The sequence below is a fragment of the Halomonas sp. HNIBRBA4712 genome (assembly GCF_043558675.1).
Classification (GTDB): Bacteria; Pseudomonadota; Gammaproteobacteria; order Pseudomonadales; family Halomonadaceae; genus Vreelandella.
Genome location: NZ_JBIFXR010000002.1, coordinates 272,197 through 292,593, shown reverse-complemented (window position 1 = coordinate 292,593; position 20,397 = coordinate 272,197). Strand labels below are relative to the sequence as shown.

26 protein-coding genes are annotated in these 20,397 nt (G+C 61.0%); 12 read left to right on the top strand and 14 right to left on the bottom strand.

Features of this window, described 5'->3' with window-relative positions; translation table 11 throughout:
* Positions 1-37 precede the first annotated feature (37 nt).
* On the bottom strand, positions 38-211 hold the full coding sequence (locus tag ACGK9R_RS05770; protein WP_394579143.1) for a hypothetical protein: 174 nt from the start codon (positions 209-211) through the stop codon (positions 38-40).
* A gap of 104 nt (positions 212-315) precedes the next feature.
* Here ACGK9R_RS05770 and ACGK9R_RS05765 point away from each other — a divergent pair, with 104 nt between their 5' ends.
* Positions 316-492 (top strand): hypothetical protein, encoded by a 177-nt coding sequence (locus ACGK9R_RS05765; protein ID WP_394579140.1) that lies wholly within the window; start codon positions 316-318, stop codon positions 490-492.
* A gap of 36 nt (positions 493-528) precedes the next feature.
* Here ACGK9R_RS05765 and ACGK9R_RS05760 read toward each other — a convergent pair whose 3' ends face one another.
* Both ACGK9R_RS05760 and ACGK9R_RS05755 read right to left on the bottom strand, forming a co-directional pair.
* Entirely contained in the window at positions 529-714 is a 186-nt protein-coding gene (locus tag ACGK9R_RS05760; protein WP_394579138.1) for a hypothetical protein, read from the bottom strand.
* Positions 715-768: 54 nt separating this feature from the next.
* On the bottom strand, positions 769-1,539 hold the full coding sequence (locus ACGK9R_RS05755; RefSeq protein WP_394579136.1) for a dienelactone hydrolase family protein: 771 nt from the start codon (positions 1,537-1,539) through the stop codon (positions 769-771).
* Positions 1,540-1,761: 222 nt separating this feature from the next.
* On the opposite strand from ACGK9R_RS05755, the gene ACGK9R_RS05750 reads away from it, so the two are divergent.
* The 5 genes from ACGK9R_RS05750 (at position 1,762) to ACGK9R_RS05730 (ending at position 4,001) form a co-directional block, all read left to right on the top strand.
* Positions 1,762-2,442 (top strand): Bax inhibitor-1/YccA family protein, encoded by a 681-nt coding sequence (locus ACGK9R_RS05750; RefSeq protein WP_394579133.1) that lies wholly within the window; start codon positions 1,762-1,764, stop codon positions 2,440-2,442.
* Positions 2,443-2,543: 101 nt separating this feature from the next.
* The gene (gene tusD, locus ACGK9R_RS05745; protein WP_394579130.1) at positions 2,544-2,933 is read left to right on the top strand and encodes a sulfurtransferase complex subunit TusD; all 390 of its coding nucleotides are present in this window, start codon (positions 2,544-2,546) and stop codon (positions 2,931-2,933) included.
* Between the two features lie 10 nt (positions 2,934-2,943).
* Positions 2,944-3,306, top strand: a complete 363-nt coding sequence (locus ACGK9R_RS05740; protein WP_394579128.1) for a DsrE family protein — start codon at positions 2,944-2,946, stop codon at positions 3,304-3,306.
* A 54-nt stretch (positions 3,307-3,360) separates the two neighbouring features.
* The gene (locus ACGK9R_RS05735) at positions 3,361-3,648 is read left to right on the top strand and encodes a DsrH/TusB family sulfur relay protein (protein ID WP_394579125.1); all 288 of its coding nucleotides are present in this window, start codon (positions 3,361-3,363) and stop codon (positions 3,646-3,648) included.
* Between the two features lie 2 nt (positions 3,649-3,650).
* Entirely contained in the window at positions 3,651-4,001 is a 351-nt protein-coding gene (locus tag ACGK9R_RS05730; protein ID WP_394579122.1) for a TusE/DsrC/DsvC family sulfur relay protein, read from the top strand.
* Between the two features lie 41 nt (positions 4,002-4,042).
* On the opposite strand, the gene ACGK9R_RS05725 is transcribed toward ACGK9R_RS05730, so the two are convergent.
* Positions 4,043-4,984: a histone deacetylase family protein gene (locus ACGK9R_RS05725; protein ID WP_394579120.1), complete on the bottom strand. Its 942-nt coding sequence runs from the start codon at positions 4,982-4,984 to the stop codon at positions 4,043-4,045.
* 99 nt (positions 4,985-5,083) lie between these two features.
* Here ACGK9R_RS05725 and ACGK9R_RS05720 point away from each other — a divergent pair, with 99 nt between their 5' ends.
* Positions 5,084-7,831 carry a GNAT family N-acetyltransferase gene (locus tag ACGK9R_RS05720; RefSeq protein WP_394579117.1) on the top strand — a complete coding sequence of 916 codons (2,748 nt, stop codon included), beginning with the start codon at positions 5,084-5,086 and terminating at the stop codon, positions 7,829-7,831.
* A gap of 61 nt (positions 7,832-7,892) precedes the next feature.
* On the opposite strand, the gene pdxH is transcribed toward ACGK9R_RS05720, so the two are convergent.
* Genes pdxH through ACGK9R_RS05700 form a run of 4 tightly spaced genes read right to left on the bottom strand, consistent with a single transcriptional unit; the run spans position 7,893 to position 10,172 of the window.
* Positions 7,893-8,537, bottom strand: coding sequence for a pyridoxamine 5'-phosphate oxidase (pdxH, locus tag ACGK9R_RS05715; protein ID WP_394579114.1), 645 nt, complete (start codon positions 8,535-8,537; stop codon positions 7,893-7,895).
* 41 nt (positions 8,538-8,578) lie between these two features.
* Entirely contained in the window at positions 8,579-8,968 is a 390-nt protein-coding gene (locus ACGK9R_RS05710) for a DUF2069 domain-containing protein (RefSeq protein ID WP_394579111.1), read from the bottom strand.
* Positions 8,965-9,591: an NAD(P)H:quinone oxidoreductase gene (gene wrbA / locus ACGK9R_RS05705; protein WP_394579109.1), complete on the bottom strand. Its 627-nt coding sequence runs from the start codon at positions 9,589-9,591 to the stop codon at positions 8,965-8,967. The genes ACGK9R_RS05710 and wrbA overlap by 4 nt, the downstream gene beginning before the upstream one ends.
* A complete protein-coding gene (locus tag ACGK9R_RS05700; protein ID WP_394579106.1) occupies positions 9,588-10,172 on the bottom strand; it encodes a gamma-glutamylcyclotransferase family protein in 585 nt (194 codons plus the stop codon). The genes wrbA and ACGK9R_RS05700 overlap by 4 nt, the downstream gene beginning before the upstream one ends.
* Before the next feature lie 117 nt (positions 10,173-10,289).
* Here ACGK9R_RS05700 and smrA point away from each other — a divergent pair, with 117 nt between their 5' ends.
* A complete protein-coding gene (smrA, locus tag ACGK9R_RS05695) occupies positions 10,290-10,904 on the top strand; it encodes a DNA endonuclease SmrA (RefSeq protein WP_394579103.1) in 615 nt (204 codons plus the stop codon).
* Between the two features lie 80 nt (positions 10,905-10,984).
* On the opposite strand, the gene ACGK9R_RS05690 is transcribed toward smrA, so the two are convergent.
* Positions 10,985-11,521 (bottom strand): DUF934 domain-containing protein, encoded by a 537-nt coding sequence (locus ACGK9R_RS05690; protein WP_394579101.1) that lies wholly within the window; start codon positions 11,519-11,521, stop codon positions 10,985-10,987.
* Positions 11,511-13,166: a nitrite/sulfite reductase gene (locus ACGK9R_RS05685; RefSeq protein ID WP_394579098.1), complete on the bottom strand. Its 1,656-nt coding sequence runs from the start codon at positions 13,164-13,166 to the stop codon at positions 11,511-11,513. The genes ACGK9R_RS05690 and ACGK9R_RS05685 overlap by 11 nt, the downstream gene beginning before the upstream one ends.
* 400 nt (positions 13,167-13,566) lie before the next feature.
* On the opposite strand from ACGK9R_RS05685, the gene nfuA reads away from it, so the two are divergent.
* Both nfuA and ACGK9R_RS05675 read left to right on the top strand, forming a co-directional pair.
* Positions 13,567-14,172, top strand: coding sequence for a Fe-S biogenesis protein NfuA (nfuA, locus tag ACGK9R_RS05680; RefSeq protein ID WP_394579095.1), 606 nt, complete (start codon positions 13,567-13,569; stop codon positions 14,170-14,172).
* A gap of 281 nt (positions 14,173-14,453) precedes the next feature.
* On the top strand, positions 14,454-16,094 hold the full coding sequence (locus ACGK9R_RS05675) for a BCCT family transporter (RefSeq protein ID WP_394579092.1): 1,641 nt from the start codon (positions 14,454-14,456) through the stop codon (positions 16,092-16,094).
* Between the two features lie 35 nt (positions 16,095-16,129).
* On the opposite strand, the gene ACGK9R_RS05670 is transcribed toward ACGK9R_RS05675, so the two are convergent.
* Positions 16,130-17,191 carry a DNA-binding protein gene (locus tag ACGK9R_RS05670; protein ID WP_394579090.1) on the bottom strand — a complete coding sequence of 354 codons (1,062 nt, stop codon included), beginning with the start codon at positions 17,189-17,191 and terminating at the stop codon, positions 16,130-16,132.
* A 217-nt stretch (positions 17,192-17,408) separates the two neighbouring features.
* Here ACGK9R_RS05670 and ACGK9R_RS05665 point away from each other — a divergent pair, with 217 nt between their 5' ends.
* Positions 17,409-18,569, top strand: a complete 1,161-nt coding sequence (locus ACGK9R_RS05665) for a tyrosine-type recombinase/integrase (protein ID WP_394579088.1) — start codon at positions 17,409-17,411, stop codon at positions 18,567-18,569.
* A gap of 45 nt (positions 18,570-18,614) precedes the next feature.
* Entirely contained in the window at positions 18,615-19,031 is a 417-nt protein-coding gene (locus ACGK9R_RS05660) for a SufE family protein (RefSeq protein WP_394579086.1), read from the top strand.
* Here ACGK9R_RS05660 and yidD read toward each other — a convergent pair.
* From yidD to ACGK9R_RS05645, 3 genes are all read right to left on the bottom strand, one after another.
* Positions 19,028-19,372, bottom strand: a complete 345-nt coding sequence (yidD, locus tag ACGK9R_RS05655) for a membrane protein insertion efficiency factor YidD (RefSeq protein WP_394579084.1) — start codon at positions 19,370-19,372, stop codon at positions 19,028-19,030. The genes ACGK9R_RS05660 and yidD overlap by 4 nt on opposite strands.
* Complete coding sequence (gene hisI, locus ACGK9R_RS05650) at positions 19,373-19,840, bottom strand: phosphoribosyl-AMP cyclohydrolase (RefSeq protein ID WP_394579082.1); 468 nt, start codon at positions 19,838-19,840, stop codon at positions 19,373-19,375.
* Between the two features lie 74 nt (positions 19,841-19,914).
* The gene (locus ACGK9R_RS05645) at positions 19,915-20,385 is read right to left on the bottom strand and encodes a transcriptional repressor (protein WP_394579080.1); all 471 of its coding nucleotides are present in this window, start codon (positions 20,383-20,385) and stop codon (positions 19,915-19,917) included.
* Positions 20,386-20,397: the final 12 nt, after the last annotated feature.

Here is a 20,397-nt window from a genome sequence, read left to right as displayed (position 1 = left end):
TTCAGCTCAGGCTGAACCGTTTTTGATTAAGAACTGCTTAAAAGCCGGGCTGTGTACGGGTACCGCGCATACAGTCGCCGTAGTGCATGGTGTCGCCCATTTGCTCGGCCTGTTTGCGGCAGTCCGCCGAGCGCGAAGAGGTCGGGCCCGATGCGCAGCCTGCCGTCACGAGCATCAGAGCGACGAGCCCCATGGCAAACATGACTTTCATGTCATTCTCCTGAACAGTTGATGATTAAACGCGCCTCGATGGTAGCAGCTTGAAAAACAAGCCTACATCCAGCGGCGCTTTTTCCTTTAGAGAAGGAGGTCACGATGGATCGTATCTACGCTTGGGACGTCAAGCGAGAACGCATAGTGTATCGCATTCCCGGTCAAACGCTCGACGATGGGCGTGAGGATAGCGACTTGAATCCGGTATGGCTGCCTGCCGAGGCGGACGAGCTTCCCAAAGGTGTGGAAATCGAGGATTTGCGCGAAATCGAAAGTTGACCCCGCCGCGGTGGCTTACCGGGGCGGGGAGTGGCGTCAATGACCGGCGTTGGCGTTCAAGCGGGCGACGATCTCGTCCGCTTCGGGTTTGGTGGCGGCGCGCTCCTTAACCAGCGCGCCATCGCGTTCGTTTTCGGCGCGCGTGTCGACCACCCACCACTCGGGCGCATCGTCGATCGATGCGTCTTCCTTGACCACGCGATATACGCAGTAAATGCTCATACCTCTCTCCTTGTTTGAAATAACAGTTTTCACACGATGGCTGACCGCTTCGCCTTATAGCATTTCGTCGAGCCAGACCATGAAGGTCGACCAGGAGCGCTGGTCGGCGCGCTCATTGTAGCGGTCGCTACCGAAAACGCTGAACGCGTGGGGAGCGCCGGAGTAGATACCCACTTCGTAGGTAATACCCGCCTGCTCGAGCTCGCCGGCGAGCGTGGCGACATCGTCCAGGCTTACCGCCTCGTCGGCACCGCCGTGGGCAATATAGATTGGGGCGGTGCCTTGCGCGTAGGACTGGCCTTCCGGCGTATCCAGCCCGCCGTGAAAGCTCGTGTAGGCGGCGATATCGTCGGCGCTACCTGCGCGCGCCATTTCGAGTGCGACCGTGCCGCCGAAGCAGTATCCCATGATCACGGTTTGGCTCGCTGCTCCCTGTTCGCGCGCCTGCTCGAGTCCTGCCAGGGTGAGTTTTCGCATGCGCTCGCGGTCTTCGTAAAGCGCGCTGGTCGCGGCCTGCTTGGCCTCGGTTTCCTGAGGGCGGTTGCCTTCGCCGAACAGATCCACCGCGAACACATCGTACCCTTGCTGGGCCAGCATGTCGGCGCGCTGGCGCTCGTAATCGTCCAGCCCATCCCAGTCATGCACGATCAGAACACTACCTTTCGACTCGCCTTCGGCGGACACGAAGTAGCCTTCAAAGCGTTCATCGTCGACCTGGTAAAGCACGTTTTCGCCGCGCGGCTCGAAGCCCAGCGCTTGAGCGCTCATCAGGGTAGCCGCCGTAAAAAGGGTGAGTGTCGAAAGTCGCGGGTAGTGTGGAGTCATGATCTTCACGCCTTGAGTTGAAGTGTGAATCGATAAAATAAGATAGGCACAATCAACGCGCAATTACCGGGGCGAGTGTTATACCTGGTAAGTCAGCATAGACAAACGGCGTTGAATAATCGTCCAATCCAGGACTCTTTTTGGGTTTGAAGGGCTTGCGTCCGGAACTACGGGGCGGCATGCTTGTCCGTTGTTAGTACGACCACTAGGGAGCTTAAGACCATGGCGTTCAACGATTCGCACACCGTACGACCGCATGACAATCAGGCGGTTAGCGGCGCAAGAGCCAACAAGGTACTGCGCAATACCTACGCGCTGCTGGCCATGACACTGCTGTTTTCGGCCGTCACCGCGGGCGCATCCGTCGCGCTCGGCCTGCAGCAAATGAACATCTTCGTCTTCTTCATCGGCGCCTATGGCCTGATGTTTCTGGTTCACAAGACCGCCAACTCGGCAATGGGGCTACTGGCCACCTTTGCGTTCACCGGATTCATGGGCTTTACCCTCGGCCCGATAATATCCGCCTACCTGACGCTACCCAACGGTGGCGCGCTGATCATGAACGCGCTGGCCATGACCGGTTTGACCTTCATTGGTCTGTCCGCCGTGGCGCTGATGACCAAAAAGGATTTCAGCTTCCTCGGTAATTTCCTGATGGCGGGCGCCATCGTGCTGATTCTGGCCATGGTGGCGGGTTTGATCTTCCAGATTCCGGCGCTGTCGCTGATGGTATCCGCGGGCTTTGTGCTGTTCGCCTCCGCCGCGATCCTCTACCAGACCAGCGAAATCGTGCACCGCGCCGGTGAGACGAACTACATCCTGGCAACGGTCACGCTGTACGTCTCGATCTACAACCTGTTCGTCAGCCTGCTGTCGATCCTGGGTATCATGAGTAGCGACTGATCATTTCGCCTCTATTGGCTACCCAAACAGGCCCTGCTTCGGTAGGGTCTGTTTTTTTTATACGCGGTTTTAATTCACTCGGTGACTGACAAGAGAGCGCGATGAAGTACGGGCTTCTGGTAACGGGGGCGCCCTATTCAAGCCCCGCACCGCATTCGGCACTGCGCTTTGCCCATACGCTTCTGAGCCGCGGGCATACGCTTGCCGGCGTTTTCTTCTATCAGGAAGGCGTGCTTAACGCCTCTTCATTGATGTGCCCGCCTCAGGATGAAACCCATCTGTGCCGGGCCTGGGCGGCGCTTAATGAAGAGTACGGCGTTGCGCTTGAAGTGTGTATCGCGGCGGCGCTGCGCCGGGGGGTGCTCGACGAGCGCGAAGCGCATCGGCACGGGCTGACCCAGCACAGCATGCAAGCGCCGTTCGAACTGACCGGGCTTGGCCAGCTGCTGGCGCTCCAGCAGCGTTGCGACCGTTTCATCACGTTTGCTTGAGGTGGCAACAATGGACGAACCCGCTCGCTTGATCAGCCTGAGCCAGGCGCCGTTTGCCTCCAACGCCTTGCGCGAAGGGCTCGACGTGGCGCTGGTCGCCGCGGCCTTCGGCCAGCCGGTCACGCTTTTATTCGTTGGGGCCGGGGCGCTGGCGCTGGTGAAAGGGCAAACCGCCGGTGCATCGGGGCAGAAGGCCGTGCTGCCCACTATCGAGATGCTCGAAATGTACGATATCGACGAGCTGCTGGTGCCCCGGAGTAGCCTGGAGGCGCTGGGGCTTGCGCCGGAGGAGCTCATAAAAGCGGCGCGCGTGATCGAAGACGAGGCAGTCGCGGCGCTTTATCAGCGCTCGATCGACGTCCTGCACTTTTAGAAAGTTTTTATGTAGAAAGCTTTTATGTAGAAAGTTTTCATATAGAGAGTTCTCATGCTGCATATTCTCAATCAACGTTTCGATGCGCCCTGCGCCGCTCGTATGCTGCACGTAGTGGGCGAGAGCGACGACGTGGTGCTGATCGAACAGGCGGTGCAGGCAGGCCTTGCCCCCGGCTGGTCGGGCTTTTCTCGCTGTGGTAAGCGTATTCACCTGCTGCAAGAAGATCTGTCGGCGCTCGGGCTTCTGGATATTGCTCGACGCCACGAACTATCGATCATCGATATGAGCGAATTCCTAACGCTAACCGAGCGTCACGAACAGAGCGTTACCTGGTACTGATAATGAATGACGAAAATTTATACCGTTATCTTGATTTCGCTAAAACGATAAAACTTGATCCGGAGGGATATCTGGTTAATCAAAACGACTGGAATTCTGACGTTGCTACTTCGCTTGCTGCCGAGGAGGGCATTAAGCTCGAGGCGGCACATTGGGAGATCATCGAGGTAGTACGCGATTTCTACGCGCGCTTCGAGATGGCGCCGGCCATGCGGCCTCTGGTAAAAGCGACCAGGCAGGCGCTGGGCGAAGAGAAGGGCAGTTCGATCTATCTGATGTCGCTGTTTCCGGAGAGCCCCGCCCGGCGCGTGGCGCGGCTGGCGGGGCTACCCAAGCCGACCAACTGCCTTTGACGCCCTTGATTCAAGGCGCTGCAAACGTATTAATCACCGGGTTATGGCGCGTTGTCAAAAGGTAATCCCAGCAATGCCTTGAGATGCGCGGCGCAGCCGCTGGCAAGCGATGTCGGGTTGTAGCCGCCCTCGAGCACGGAGACCAGGCGGCGCTCGGCGTAGCGCTCGGCGATCTCCATTGCCTGGCGCGTTACCCAGTAGTAGTCCTCATCATTAAGCTCGAGCTCGCCCATCGGGTCGTCACGGTGGGCGTCGAACCCGGTGGAGAGCAGCACAAGCTCCGGTTTGAAATCGTGAAGCGCCGGCAGCCAGCGTGTCAGCACGGCCTCTCTGAATTCGGCGCTTTGACAACCCGCCGCCAGCGGCGTATTGATCACGTTCGGCCACTCGCTTTTGAGGTAGCGCCAGGGGTAGAAGGGAGACTGAAAGCTCGAACAGATCAAAACGTTCGGGTCATTCTTGAAGATATCGATGGTGCCGTTGCACTGGTGCACGTCGAAATCGAGTATCGCAACCCGCGCGATACCGTGATGCTCGCGCGCATGGGCAGCGCCCACCGCTACGTTGTTGTAAAAGCAGAACCCCATGGCCTCGGCGGCTTCGGCGTGGTGGCCGGGCGGGCGCACGGCGCAGAAGACGTTGTCCGCCTGGCGTTTGACCACCTGATCGACCCCCTTGATCACCGCGCCCGCCGCTACTCGGGCGGCCTTAAGCGTGTCCGGATTCATCAGCGTATCGCTATCGAGGGCCATAAAGCCTTCCCGGGGTTGGCACTTCTCCAGCGCGCTGAGATGGCGGGCGGCGTGGACCCGCTCGAGCGCCTCGGTAGGAGCTTCTTTCGCTTCGCCCTGCATGGTCTGCTGTAAGAGCCCGTCGAGTGCCAGCCGTGCCCGTATGGCCTCGAGCCGCGCCGGGCTTTCCGGGTGTTCCGGGCCCATATGGTGCAAGACGCAGTCGGGATGGGTAAGGTAGGCGGTAATCATGCAGGCGCTCCGTTGAATGTCAGGCTACCTTAATCGGTACCCGTGCTTGCACGACACTGACCATAAGTCGTACATCGACGCACCCCTCGGGAGACGCCTGTGAGCACTCGGTTTCTACACCATTTTTTCGAGCCGCACACCATCGCCGTCTTCGGCGCCTCGGAAAAGCCGGAGTCGCTGGGCGGGCTCGTGCTCGGCAATCTTCAAGAGGGTGGTTTTAAAGGTAAGCTCTGGGCCGTCAATTTGAAAGGCTACCGGGAGGTTTTCGGCGTGCCGTGCTACGCAGGCGTCGACGCGCTGCCGGGGCCGCCGGATCTGGCGGTGATCTGCTCGCCGGTCGAAGGCGCGCCGAAGCTGATCAAGCGTTTGGGCCGGGTTGGCGTCAAGGCGGCGCTGGTGCTCTCTGGCGGGGCGTATCTCGACCGCGAACGCGGGCGCGAAGGCTCGATTCGCGAGCAGATGCTGCACGCCGCCCGCGACTCCGGTATTCGCGTGCTGGGCCCGGAGTGCATGGGGCTGATCGTGCCGAGCAAGAAGCTCAACGCCTCTTACGCCAGCCAGCCGGTCAAGCCCGGCCGGGTGGCGTACCTGGGCCAGTCCGGCATGCTCGCCAACGCCATGATCGATTGGGCGGCGGGGCGCGAAGCGGGCTTTTCGCATCTGATCACCGTCGGCGACAGCGTCGACGTGCTGTTGCCGGATTTGATCGATTACATCAATCAATTCTCGCCGGCCCAAGCGATACTTCTACACCTCGAGCGCATCAAGGACGCCCAGCACTTCATGACCTCGGTGCGCGATGCCTCGCGCAACCGCCTGGTGCTGGCGATCAAGAGCGGGCGCACGGCGGAGTCCGATATTTCCGCCGTGCCGCCGACACCGGGAATCACCAACCGCGACGTGGTGTTCGACGCCGCCTTCGCCCGCGCCGGTGTGGTGCGCGTCAACGACTCCGACGAGCTGTTCGATGCACTCGAGACACTCTCGCGCATGCGCCCGCTGCGCGGCGACCGGCTGGCGGTGGTGGCCAACGGCCTGGGCCCGGCAATGCTCGCCATCGATAAACTCATCAGCGCCGGCGGCAAGCTCGCCGCGTTCAGCGACGACACGCGAAAAGCGCTGACCGAGCAGCGGGTCGATCGCAGCAAGCCCGGCGAAAACCCGGTAGATCTAGGCGGTAACGCCACGCCGTCGCGCTTCGTCGAGGCGCTGGAGATCGTGACCGCCGACCCCAATGTCGATGCGGTGCTGGTGGTTCATGCGCCCACGCGCCTGGCGCCATCGGTGCATACCGCCGAGGCGCTGATCGCGCAGCGTAAGCGCTTTAAGCGCAATCTGCTGACCAGCTGGATGGGGCTAAAGGAGGCGCTGAACGCCAGAAGCGCCTGCAGCGCGGCGGGCATTCCGACCTACATCTCGCCGGAAAAAGCGGTCAAGGCGTTCATGCACATGGTTGACTACCAGCGGGTACAGGCGCTGCTGCACGAGATTCCGCCGAGTTTGACCTTCGATACCCGCGCCGCCGACCGCCAGGCGTGCCGGGAGTTGATCGCGCTTGCTCGAAGCCGCCGCCGCCACGCGCTGAGCCATTCGGAAACCGCCAGGGTGCTCGAGGCTTACGGCATTCCCACCGCGCCAAGCGTCTATTTGAAGAACCCGAGCGACGCGCTGAGAGACAACGGCCATTTCGAAGGCCCCAAGGCGTTGAAGGTGATTCACGACGGCAACTGCCATCCGTACCGCTACCGCCGCCATCCGCACAAGATCTCCGCCGGGCTGCTGCAGGATCTGGAGACCCCGGCCCAGGTCGCCGAGGGCGTTCAACGCTTGGGCGACAAGGTGCGCGAGAAGTTTCCCGAGTACAGCGTTCAGGAGTACTGCCTGCAGCCGATGCAGCGCGGCAAGCACTCGATGCAAATCTGCGCCGGCATTACCCGCGACCCGGTGTTCGGCCCCTTGATCGTGTTCGGTATCGGTGGCTACAAGGTGAACGTGCTGGCGGATCGTCAGGTGGCGCTGCCGCCGCTGAACATGAGCCTGGCCGCGGACATGATAGGGCGCACCCACGCCGCGTCGCTGATCCGAGAACACTCCAGCGACGTCGAGCGCGATATCGACCGGCTTTGCCAGCTGCTGGTCAAGCTTTCGCAGATGGCGTCGGACTTGACCGAGCTTCGCGGGCTCGAGCTCAACCCGCTGCTGCTCAATCGCGACGGGCTGCTGGCGGTGGATTTCGCCATGGACCTGGGCCCGCCGGCGCGCTTTGCGATCATGCCGTATCCGGAGGAGCTGCGCGAATGGGTGACGCTCAAGAACGGCTGGCCGGTCGAGGTGCGCCCGATTCGCGCCGAGGATGCACCGCTGATCACGAGCTTTCATACCCGGCTCTCCGAGGAGAGCATTCGCTTTCGCTACTTTCACAACAAGGCGAGTCTCACCCAGCGCGACCTGTCGATTCTTTCGCACATCAACTACGACCGCCAGATGGCGTTCATCGCCGAGTACTGCCATCGCGACGGTAACAAGGAGATGCTGGGCGTGGTACGCGTCTACAACGACGCCGACAATATTCGCACCGAATTCTCGATCATCATTCGCGATGACATGCAGGGGCTGGGTATCGGCAGCCTGCTGATGCAGAAGATGATCGATTACTGCAAGAGCATCGGCACCATCGAGATGATCGGCAAGATCATGATGGATAATCACCCGATGCGCGCGCTGATGAAGCGGCTGGGCTTTACCAGCCGCTATAACATGGAAGAGCAGGTGATCGACGCGGTGCTGCGGCTCAACGAGCCGGAAAGCGAGTGGCAGCGCCACCGCCTGGCCAGCCTGCCGGATTAACGCGTAGGTTTGGCAACTGACAAAAAAGGCGGCGCAGAGCCGCCTGTTGCTTGCTCGCCGGCTATGGTGCGAGCCTGAATCGGCTCCAGGGGCCTTCACTCTGGCGCTCGAAGCGTATCCGGTCGTGCAGGCGGCTGGGCTGACCCTGCCAGAACTCGATCATGTCCGGCCTGATGCGGTAACCGCCCCAATGGATCGGGCGCGGAATGTCCTGGCCGTCGTAGGCGTGCTCGAAGCGCACCTTGCGCTCCTCGATCCATTTGCGATCCGGAATCACCACGCTCTGGGTCGCGATCCAGGCGCCGAGCTGGCTCCCACGCGGGCGGCTGGCGAAGTAGTCGTCGGACTCCTGAGCGGCGACCTGCTCGACCGCGCCTTCGACCCGCACCTGGCGCGAGAGCCCTGGCCACCAGAACGTGGCCGCGGCGAAGGGCACGTTGGCAAGCTCGCTGCCCTTGTGGCTGTGGTAGTTGGTGAAAAACAAAAGCCCCTGTTCGTCGACACCCTTCAACAGCACTACCCGGGCGTGGGGGCGGCCCTGGCTGTCGACGGTTGCCAGCGTCATGGCGTTGGCGTCCTGGCCATCGCTTTCGAGTGCGGCGCCCATCCATTCGTCGAACAGCTCGAAGGGATTATCCGGCATCGTGCTCTCGTCCAGGTAGCCCCCTTCGTAGTCGCGCCGGACATCGGCAATGTTTCGGTTCATGGTCACTGCTCCCTGATGCGTTGGTGTTATAGGTAAAAGCCCTAGCCGCGCGCCTGACGGGCGGCGAAGCGGGCGTAGCCCAGGGCGCCCACGAACAGCCCCAGCGCCGCCGCGGTTTCGAGCGCGCCGCGCAGGAATTGCCCGGTGGCAAAGGCGAACATCACGCCCTGGGCTATGTACAGCAGGCTGACGAAAGCAAGCCAGGCGTGGCCGCGCGGGCGCCTACTGATGATCGACGGCAGAAAAAGCACCAGCGGTAGCGCAAAGGCCAACACCGGGCGAAAGCTGTACTCGTCGCCCTGAACCATGAAGCCGCGCAGCATCACAAGCCCCAGCAGTACCACGAAGCTTGCCAGCACCAGCTGGCGGGATTTTAGCACCAGCGTGCCCAGGCCGTGGCGCTGCTCCAGGTCGTTGAGCCACTGTCTCATGAGCGTTTCTCACCGCGAAGGGGCGAAAGCGCCAGCGCAAGTCGCGCCAGGCGCTTACCCTGGGCGACGCAAAGTGTGCGCTCGTGCTCGTCGACGATGCGCTCGCTGCGCGCCCCCGCCACGTGGCTGGCCCCGTATGGCGTGCCGCCGCTTTGCGTCTCGATCAGCTCGGTTTCGCTGTAGGGAATACCGGCGTAGACCATGCCGTGATGCAGAAGCGGTACCAGCATGGTCAAAAGCGTACTCTCCTGGCCCCCGTGCAGGCTCGACGATGAGGTGAAGCAGGTCGCTGGCTTGTCGATCAGCGCGCCGTTCATCCAGAGGCTGCTGGTCGAGTCGAGAAAGTACTTGAGCGGCGCGGCGATATTGCCAAAGCGGGTGGGGCTACCCAGCGCGAGCCCCACGCAGTGGCGCAGGTCCTCCAAATCGGCGTAAACCGCGCCTTCCTCCGGCACCTCGCTATCCACGGCTTGGGTCGTGGGCGAAACCGGCGGCACCGTGCGAAGCCGCGCCTTGATGCCCGCCACGCTCTCGATACCCGCTGCAATCTGGCGCGCCATCTGATGTGTGGCGCCCGAGCGCGAGTAGTAGAGAACCAGAATGTAGGGGGTATCGTCACTCATAGCGTTTCCTTCAAGGGCAGGGGCTCGACGCGGTTCATGTCGGCATCGTTGGCGGCCAGTCGATCAATGTCAGGCTGGGCTCGGGTGATCGATGTCGTCCGTGCCGTTTTTTCATATCCTATCAGAGCAGGCGCACCTGGCGTAGCCGTGCGTTGGCCTTCGCTTTCGGCAAGCCTTCGATACACCCAGGCACGTTCGCCGCTTTCGAGTACCTGCTCCTCGCGGCGGTAGCGAACGCCCAGGCGCTCGTAGCGATCGAGCTTTGAAAGCTCGTGCGGGGTAACGGTGAGTAAAAGCCCCGGCACCGTTTGCGCCGGGGCCGGTGAAAGATCCAGCCCATCGCGATGGAATCCCGCCAGAGTGTCGGCCCGAGGCTCGCCGTTTGAACCCATCACTACCCAGCGCACTGGGGCCAGGCGCAGCGTACCGTAGACGAAGACCTGGTGCGGGCGCTGTTCGATCGGCGCCAGGTGCGCCGGGCGTTCGTAGAACCAGGGGCTCAGCATGGTCAGCCAGAGCCACAGCGCCATACCCAGTAGCAGCGCCAGGAAAGCGATCGCTCCCCGTTTGATCCAGATCATGTTCTATCCTTGTAGTGAACGTCGTCCTGACGTCGGGGTAGGCCTTAAGCCCGGCGCCGCTTTGTGTCAGGATATAGGCGTCAGGACACCGGTTGCACCCACTCCGAGGAGCCCGCCATGAACCAGCCACTTCGTGATGACTTTCGTGAAGACTCGCGTGAGGAGATGGATTTTCGCGCTTTTGTCGGCGATGTTAAACCGCTGGCGAAGGGAAACAGGGCGGATGTCGGGAGCCAGCGCTCGCACCCCACCCAAGCGCAGCTTGCCCGGCGGGAAGGCGCCGAGGCCGCCATCGAGCAGAGCAACTTTCTGTCGGACGATTTCGTCGATTTATTGCCGCCCTTCGACCCGATCGAGTACCGCCGCGAGGGGATCCAGCAGGGCGTCGTCGATAAACTTCGCCACGGCGGCTATCCGGTGCAGGCGCAGCTTCACCTTTTGCGCCGCCCGCTCGCCGAGTGCCGCCGCCTGGTGTTTCCCTTCGTCCAGGACGCCTACGCCCACGACCTGCGCTCGATCATGATCGTCCACGGGCGCGGCCGCGAGCTTGAAAGCCCGGCCAACGTGCTGCGTTCCTATCTCGCCAAGTGGCTCGCCCAGTTCGACGAAGTGCAGGCGTTTGTGTCGGCGCAGCCCTCCGACGGCGGGCTGGGCGCCACCTGGGTGATGCTGCGCAAGAGCGAGCGCGCCAAGGCCAACAACCGCGAGCGCCAGCAAAAGCGCCGCGGCTAGATCGCACGTTTTTTTAAAGTGCAAATGAACGAAAGGGCAGCCCGCGGGCTGCCCTTTTCGATGCTCAGAAAGAGACCAAGCTACTCAGTGGTGGCCAGACGGCGCTCGAACAGCGCCGAGCGAACGTCGACATCGCTCTGGTAGCGGACGCTGAAGGCCTTGAGTGCGCGCAGGGCGACCTCCGGCTCCTGGTCGTCGCGCAGCGCCATGGCGTTGAAGCCGCAGCGCTCCATGTAGTTGAGCTGGTCGACCAGCACGTCACCCACCGCGCGTAGCTCGCCGGTAAAGCCATAGCGCTCGCGCAGTAGTCGCGCCAGGCTGTAGCCGCGCCCGTCGGTGAAGGCGGGAAAGTCGATCGCCACCGCCGGCACACTCAAAAGTTCCTGACCCAGCGCCGGGGTGAGCTCGGTATCGCTGAGCAACAGCGGTGCAAGCTCGGCGTCGTTCGAGTGCTCGCGCCACAGCGCCAGCGGCACGAACGCCGGGCGCTGCTCGGGAAGCGTCTCACTATCGTAGCTAACGCACCAGGCGTTCTGCTCGGCCAGCGCCCCTTCGAAAATCAGGTGGTCGACGTGGACCAGCGCCGGGGCTGCGTTGTCGGTATCGTTAGTGGGCATAGACGCGCTCCTTGAAGGGTTTCAGGCCGATGCGGCGATAGGTATCGAGAAAGCGCTCGTCCTCGTGGCGCTCGGCGACGTAGACTTCCAGCACTTTCTCGACCACGCCCGGCACGTCCTCGCGGAAAAACGACGGGCCCAGAATCTTGCCAAGCGAAGCGTCGTCGGTGGAGTTGCCGCCAATCGAGACCTGGTAATACTCTTCGCCCTTTTTATCGACGCCAAGAATACCGATGTGGCCGACGTGGTGGTGGCCGCAGGCGTTCATGCAGCCGGAAATGTTGAGATCGATCGGCCCCAGGTCATACAGGAAGTCGAGGTCCTCGAAGCGCTCCTGCAACGCCTGGGCGATCGGGATCGACACCGCGTTGGCCAGGCTGCAGTAGTCGCCGCCGGGGCAGCAGATGATGTCGTTGAGCGTGCCCACAGTGGGGTTGGCCATGCCGAGCGCTTCGAGCTCCTGCCAGAGTACTTCGATCTCGTCGACGGGCACGTCAGAAAGCACCAGGTTCTGCTCGTGGGTGACGCGGATTTCACCGAACCCGAAGCGGTCGGCGAGATCCGCTACCGCTTCCATCTGATCGGCGGTGACGTCGCCCGGGGCGTGCTCGCGGCGCTTGAGCGACAGCGTCACCGCCTTGTAGCCCGGCACCTTGTGGTCGGTGACGTTATTGGTGACAAAGCGCGCGAACGCTCGGTTCTCTTGGCGCAGCGCTTCGAACGCCTCGATCGCACCGCCAGCGACCGGGCGGCGCTCGGGCTCGGGGAAGTGACGCTTGGCGTCATCCACCGCGGCCTGGTTCAGCGTCTGCGGGCCATCCTTGAGGTGCGCCCACTCCTCTTCGACGCGGCGGCGATACTCCTCGACGCCCAGCGCCTTGACCAGAATCTTGATGCGCGCCTTGAACTTGTTGTCACGGCGGCCGAACTGGTTATAGACCCGAACGCAGGCCTCCAGGTAGGTCAGCAGGTGCTGCCAGGGCAGGTCCTCACGCACTGTTTCAGCGACCATCGGCGTGCGGCCAAGGCCACCGCCGGCGAGCACCTTGATGCGCAGCTCGCCTTCGTCGTTGCGCCACAGGCGCAGGCCGATATCGTGAACCTGGATCGCCGCGCGGTCCTGGCTTGCGCCGCTCACCGCGATCTTGAACTTGCGCGGCAGGTAGGCGAATTCCGGGTGCAGGGTGGACCACTGGCGGATCAGCTCGCACCACGGGCGCGGGTCTTCCACTTCGTCGTTCGCGATACCGGCGAACTGGTCGCTGGTGGTGTTACGAATACAGTTGCCGCTGGTCTGGATAGCGTGCATCTGCACCTTGGCAAGTTCGGCGAGGATGTCCGGCACGTCCTCGAGCGCCGGCCAGTTGAGCTGCAGGTTCTGGCGCGTGGTGAAGTGGCCATAGCCGCGGTCGTAGCGGCGTGTGATCTCTGCCAGCGCCCTGAGCTGATGACCGGCCAGCATGCCGTAAGGAATGGCGATGCGCAGCATCGGCGCATGGCGTTGAATATACAAGCCGTTTTGCAGGCGCAGCGGGCGAAACTCTTCTTCACCCAGTTTGCCGGCCTGGTAACGCCCCATCTGATCGCGGAACTGAGCGACCCGCTCATCGACGAGCGTTTGGTCGTGAATATCATAACGGTACATGTGCACGGTCCTGCATAGCGAAATGGTCACGTCGAGACGGACGGTAATTTACCGTCACCTTAACGCACATCGGCATATTCTATGAAAGAATATATAATTATCTTTTTATCGTTAAAAGCTATTTGATGGCCCCGGGCGTTTACCCAGCCGCCAGGAAATATCGGCGCGAAAACGCGCGTGCAAGGGCGGCTTACTATAGCAAACGCGCTACACCCCGACATCATCGGCAAGGCGGGAGTGTTGCAGTGACGTGGCGCGCCATTTGCTGCGTGCTCGGCGGCCGGGAACGAATAGTCTACTAAAATGGTCGGGATTGTGTCGGCGGACGGTTTTGCTTACCATAAGCCTCAAATGACATGTGAAGCGGCCGCGCCGCTACCACAGAAGGAGTAGACCGCTCATGACCACGACTATCGAAGCGCCCGGCATCGACATCACCGATAGCGCCCAGGGCTACCTCGCGGAGCTGCTGGAGAAGCAGAACGTAGAAGGTATCGCAGTGCGTATCTTCATCACCCAGCCCGGCACTCCCTACGCCGAGACGTGCCTTGCCTACTGCCGCCCAGGCGAGGAAGAGCCTACGGACGTGCTGCTCGAGCTCGATAAGATCAATGTTTATCTGGACAAGAACAGCCTGGCGTTTCTCGAAGAAGCGGTAGTCGATTTCAACGCCGACCGCATGGGTGGCCAGCTCACCATCAAGGCACCCAATGCCAAGATGCCCAAGGTCAATGCGGATAGTCCGCTTGAAGACCGCATCAACTATGTGCTCTACAGTGAGATCAACCCGGGCCTGGCCGCTCACGGTGGCGAGATCAAACTGATCGAATTGACCGAGCAGAAGGTCGCGGTTCTCGCCTTCGGCGGCGGCTGTCAGGGCTGCTCGGCGGTGGATCTCACGCTTAAGGACGGCGTCGAGAAAACGCTGATCGAGCGCATCCCTGAGCTTGTCGGCATTCGAGACGTGACCGATCACACCGATACTACTAACGCCTACTACCGTTAAGTATCGCTCTTGAAACACGGGTTTGTCCCTAAAAGCGCTCCGCCTCGGCGGGGCGCTTTTTTTTATACCCGTGAGCGGCGTTGTTTCTGTATCGCTCGTGAATTTATAGCGCCAGCGTCTTTATACAAGCAGGGGCTTAAACTCCGGATCAACGCGCGCTAGCCGTATAACATTTGTAAAGTGCATGTATATGGTCTATTTCATAAGGCTTGCGCTTATCCGCGCATCGTCATCATGGTGTCATATCAAAAAAGGGAGCAGCGGCTATCAAAACACCCTCCATGTTTTCCAATATTCATAAGCCGATCTTTTTCGGCTCTCTGGGGCTTTTGTTACTCGTTACATTGCCCTTGATTCTTTTCCCCGAAGTGGGTCGGATATGGGTCATGGCGGCCCAGGCGTTCGTCACCGACAATTTCGGCATGCTTTATCTGGGCATGGGCGTGGCCTCGCTTGGCTTCATGATTTATATCGTGTTCAGCGATATTGGCCAGATCAAGCTGGGCGATGTGGATGCCGAACCGGAGTTCTCGCTGTTCTCCTGGGGTGCGATGCTGTTTGCCGCCGGTATCGGTGGGGCGGTCGTATTCTGGGGCATGGTCGAATGGATGTACTACCTGCAGAGTCCGCCGTTTCATCTGGAGCCATTCTCCGAGGAGGCGACCGCCTGGGCAACCGCTTATGGCATGTTTCACTGGGGGCCGATCGCCTGGTCGATCTATCTCGTGCCGGCGCTGCCCATGGCCTACTTTCTCCACGTGCGCAAACACAAGGTGCTGCGCATCAGCGAAGCGATTCGCCCGGTACTGGGAGAAAAGCTGGCCCGCAGCTGGCTTGGCAATTTGATCAATATACTGTTCATCTTCGGCATGCTGGGCGGTGGCGCAACGTCGCTGGGTATACTGGTTCCCTTGATCAACGAAGGCTTGAGTAACCTGTTTAATTTCACGCCCAACGCGGCCAGTCAGATCGCTGTGCTGATCGGTACCACGGCACTGTTTGCGATCAGCGCCTGGCGGGGGCTCAAGGGCGGAATCGAGCTTCTTTCAGACATCAACATGTGGCTGGGGCTCGCTGTGCTCATGTTCGTGCTGATCATGGGGCCGACCGCCTTCATTCTGGATACCGGACTCAATGCCATCGGCCTGATGCTGAGCAATCTTTTGCGTATGGCAACCTGGACGGAGCCATTTGGCAACCTGGGTGGGTTCGAGGACAGCGGCTTCCCCGGCGCCTGGACGATCTTCTACTGGGCCTGGTGGCTGGTGTTCGCCCCCACGGTCGGGCTTTTCATCGCCCGCATTTCCAAGGGCCGCCGGATCAAGACCATGGTGGCCGGCTCGATGTTTTTCGGCACCCTGGGCTGCGCGCTGTTTTTCATCATCCTGGGTAACTACGGGCTTTACCTGCAGCTCAGCGGTACGCTGGACGTTATCGCGATCATGAACGAAACCTCCGCCAACGCGGCTTTCTACGCGGTATTGAGCCAGCTTCCCCTGACCTGGCTGGTGACCCTTGCCGTGGTGATTCTGCTCTCCATATTTACCGCGACCACCTTCGACTCCATCGCCTACATTCTCTCCTCGGCGGCGGAGAAGAATCTTGAAGAGGAGCCGGGCCGCTTTCACCGGCTTTTCTGGGCGTTCACGCTGTCGCTTCTGCCCATGTCTCTACTGTTTCTGGGCGGACTTGAAACGCTGCAGACCGCGAGTATCGTCAGCGGCGTGCCGCTTTTGCTGATTGCGGTGCTCTTGATGATGTCGATGGTGCGCGCAGCCAAATACGATCTGCGCTTTCAGCCGGACTACTCGGAGCCTGAAATCAATATCGAGGAGTTCCCGGAGAACGACCCCTGGACCGAGCAAGGGTCCTGGGAATTGCCCGACGATACCGAGGGCGAGGGGCCAAAGCCTCAAACCTGAGGGTTCGAGTCGAGGTAAGACACGAAGCCATCCCGCTAGCGGGATGGCTTTTTAGTGGATTCTTTATAACGCGCGGCTTCGAGCGTTTGAGGAAGCTCCTCGAGCTGGCGGTGAAGTGCCAAAACTTGCTCATTGAGCGACTGCTGCCAGGCGCTGGCCTCGTCAGCCTCTGTACGAGTTTCAACAAGACGCTGTTCGGCTTTCTCTCGCTCGCGCATCAGCGTTGCGTTTAGCGCCTCCAGCGATTGATTCTGCTTTTCAAGGTGGCTTATCTGCTGTTCGAGATGGCTAAACCGCTCCCGGGCGCTCTGCTCGTCCCGGTTTTTTTGCTGCAGCGCCTGAGTCTGGCTCGCCAGCGACTCCTCGAGCGTGCGCTGCTTCTGCTCCATCTGGTTCACGCGCTTCTGATGAGCCTTGTCCTCCTGAGCTCGCTCTTGCCTGAGCGTATCCAGCAGTGTCATGAGTTTGCCTTCAGCGGCTTCGTTGCGCTCCTCTTCCTGGCTTAGCCGCTGCTCCCAGCCGGATTGAAGCGCCTGACGCTCCTGCTGGCCGTTCTCTTCAAGCGCGTAATAACGCGTTTCCAGCGCTTCGAAGGCGCGCTGGGCACGCTCGGTTTGCTGCTCGGCGCGGGTGGCTTGTTCGACCAACTGCGCCTGGTTCGATTCGAGCGTGGCAAGCTCTCGACTCAGCGCTTCCAGCCGCGCTTCGGTGTGGCGCAAATGCTCCGCCAGCGCTTTTTCGCGCTGCTCGGCGTCGAGTGCGTTCTGGTCGGCACTTTCAGCGGCTTCCCTCGCCTCGAGCACCTGACGGTTGGCATCTTCTCGATAGTGGGCCAGCGCTTCGTTGGCGGCCTCCTGGGCTTGGGCCCAAAGCGAGCTGGCGGCGCTCACCACTACCTCCGGTACCCCCTTGGGCGGCGGCACGTCGCGGTTTTGCTCGCGCTCGCTACGCCACTGGCGAAAGTGTTCGCTGATGGTAGTGAAACTGCCGGTGCCCAGCACCTCGCGGATGCGCTGAACGCTGGGGGTGTCGCCCTGACTCAGCAGCGTGTCGATCGCCTGCTGAACGTCGCCATACTGAATGCCGCTACGCGCCATGGTGCCAATTCCAGTGCTAAAGAAAGCGCCATTCTGCGCGAATGGTAAGGCAAATACAATAATTACGTAAAACGTAATATGTAATTTTATTTATGAATAAATGTATAAATTCAAGATTACACGTATTATCTTGAGTTTTAATGGGTGTAGCGGCAAACTCTTCGTGAATCGTGAATCGTGAATCGTGAATCGTGAATCGTGAGTCGTGGGGCGTGTAATGGTCGATAGTTCGATTGATATTGTTCTAGTAGATGAAATATCGAGGGTTTTTGAGAGCGCCGATGTTTCGAGGGGCGGGGTGCGTATCGCTGCTGAAAGCGATGTCGAGGCGGTGGCGCAGTGGCTTTCCGAGTATCGGGCGAGCCCGCAGACCTTCAAGGCGTATCGGCGTGAAGGAGAGCGGCTGCTGTTGTGGCTTGCCAGTGTTGGCGGTCGCCTGGACGAGCTCGACCGTGAGGCGCTGCGCGCGTTCGAGGCGTTTCTCGAAGACCCGCAGCCGCCGGCGCGCTGGGTGGGGCCAAGCGCTCCACGTACGAGTCCCGACTGGCGGCCGTTTCGGGCGGGGCTTTCGCCGTCGAGCCGGCGTCAGAGCCTGGTGATTCTACAGGGGCTTTATGGTTGGCTGGTCGAGGCGGGGTGGGTCGCCCATAACCCGTTTCGACTGATGCGCGACAAGTCACGTCGGCTCAATAACCAGAGCGTCGGCATCGAGCGTTACCTGGAGGTCGATCTTTGGCAGTGGCTCTGGGGGTGGCTGAATCGCGAGGTGGAGGAGGGCGCAAACGCCCGGCAGCGCTTCGAATGGGCGCGGCGGCGATTCATTTTCAGCTTTGCCTATTTGCTGGCCCCGCGTATCAGTGAAATGGCCGGGGCCGTCATGGGCGATTTCGTTCGCCGGGAAGGGCGCTGGTGGTGGGAGGTTACTGGTAAGGGTGACAAACGGGCGCGCATCCCGCTGCCCGAGGACATGCGCCAAGCGCTCATGGAGTGGCGCCAGGCATTGGGGCTTTCGCCGTCGCCGGAGTTTGACGAGACGGCGCCGGTTCTTCGCGCTCTCGGCGGCGTGCGCGGTATCAGCGACAACCAGCTCTACCGGTTGATCAAGAAGACGTTCTCTGAGGCCGCCAACGCGCTGGAGGCGCAGCACGGCGATCCCGGTTATGTCGAGGCCTTGAGGCGCGCGACCCCGCACTGGCTGCGCCACACATCGATCACTCACCAGGCGCAGTCGGGGATTGGTTTGAGTTATCTCGCCGAGAGCGCGCGCCACGCGCGGCTCGAAACCACCAGCCGCTACCTGCACACCGAGCAGAACGAGTGGCACGCCGAGCAGCAGCGCCACCGTCTTGGCGGTTTACCCACAAAAGCGCGCGATTGAACGTTATAATGGCGACCAATTTCGCCATTGATTCAAGGAGAGACCATGAGCACGCCCGGCCCCGAGCTTGCCCAGCAGGAACTGATCGACGAGTTCGAGATGTTCGATAACTGGATGGACCGCTACCAGTACATCATCGATCTTGGCAAACAGCTTCCCGCGTTTCCCGCCGAGTGGCAGACCGAGGAGTACAAGATTCAGGGGTGTCAGTCCAACGTCTGGATGAACCATGAAATGAAGGGTGACAAACTGGTCTTCAAGGCGACCTCGGACGCGGCGATCGTTTCCGGGTTGATCGGTGTCCTGCTACGGATCTACAGCGAGCGCACCCCGGCCGAGATCAGCGCCACGGAGCCGCACTTCTTGCAGGATCTGGGTCTCGATAAGCACCTGTCGCCCACGCGCAGTAACGGCTTACACGCGATGCTCGAACGGATCTATCAGGTCGCTAGAGCCTCCTAGTGTGAGTCGCGCTCGGCCTTGTGATCACCGCAGTCGCAGGAGCGCGCTTCGCGTTGCTGATCCTCTAGAAGCAGCTGCTCGCTGCGTCCGCCAGGTACCGGGTCCATGCCGCCGCTGCTTCCCGGGTGGCACTTGAGTATGCGCTTGAACGCCATCCAGCCGCCTCTTAGCGGGCCGTGGACCTGGATGGCCTCGACGGCATAGCTCGAGCAGCTGGGCCAGAAACGACAGCGCGGGCCGAGCAGGGGGCTCACGGTATACTGGTACACCTTGACCAACGCGATCAGCACGGCGCCCAGCGCTTTTCCAAGCAGCCCGCTAGCGGTGCCTGGAGGCTTCATTCAGCCCTTCTTATACAGCGTAGCCGGGTCGATCAGCGGCTCGCTGTTCATGGCGGCTTGTTCGCCGTCGAGGGTGATGTAAAAGCAGCTGCGGCGCCCGGTATGGCAGGCGGGGCCGGTCTGGTCGACTTTCACCAGCACCGTGTCACCGTCGCAGTCGAGCGCGGCGCTTACCAGCGCCTGCTGCTGGCCGGAGGTTTCCCCCTTGCGCCAGAGCTTGCCCCGCGAGCGCGAGTAGTAGCAAACGCGCCGGGTCGACAGCGTCTCTTCCAGAGCCTCGCGGCTCATCCACGCCATCATCAGCACTTCGCCGCTATCGTACTGCTGAGCGATCGCCGGAATCAGGCCGTCGGCGTTGAATTTGGCCGCGTCCAGAAGGGTAGAGGTAGAGGGCAGCGCCTCGTCGCATCCGGCGGTTTCGATCGCCTTGAAAAGTGTGCTGGAAGATTGCTGGTCGAAACGGGACATGACGTAACTCGTTTGATGAAAGCGTTATGTTGAAAGCGTGGTCGTTGGCTTGAAGCCTACAAAGGCAGATCGGTTCAATGATGCGCTGTCTGAGCGCTCTCTTGATCGGCGGAGGGTCTACACGAAGCGCAGGTGCCCAAAAGCTCGATGGTTTGTCGCTCGACGCGAAACCCTTTTTGCTGAGCGAGATCGGCCAGTTCGTTGCTGACCGCATCCAGATGCAGCTCCTCGACGTGGCCGCAGTTGCGGCAGATCAGAAGCTGAAAGCCGTGGCTATGTTCGGGGCAGGCGCAGGCGATATAAGCGTTTTGCGACTCGATCCGGTGAACGAAGCCTTCGGTGATCAGAAATTCCAGTGCGCGATAGACCGTGGGTGGCCGCGCGGCGGCGTGTTCGCTGGAAAGCTGGTCGAGCAGGTCGTAGGCCTTGAGGCCGCCGCCGTTATCGGCAATCATTTCGAGCACGCGTTTGCGAATGGGCGTGAAACGCACTCCGCGCGTGAGGCACTGGGTTTCCGCTTGCTGTAGTAGCGTACTGGTTTTCATAAAAAACGCCCC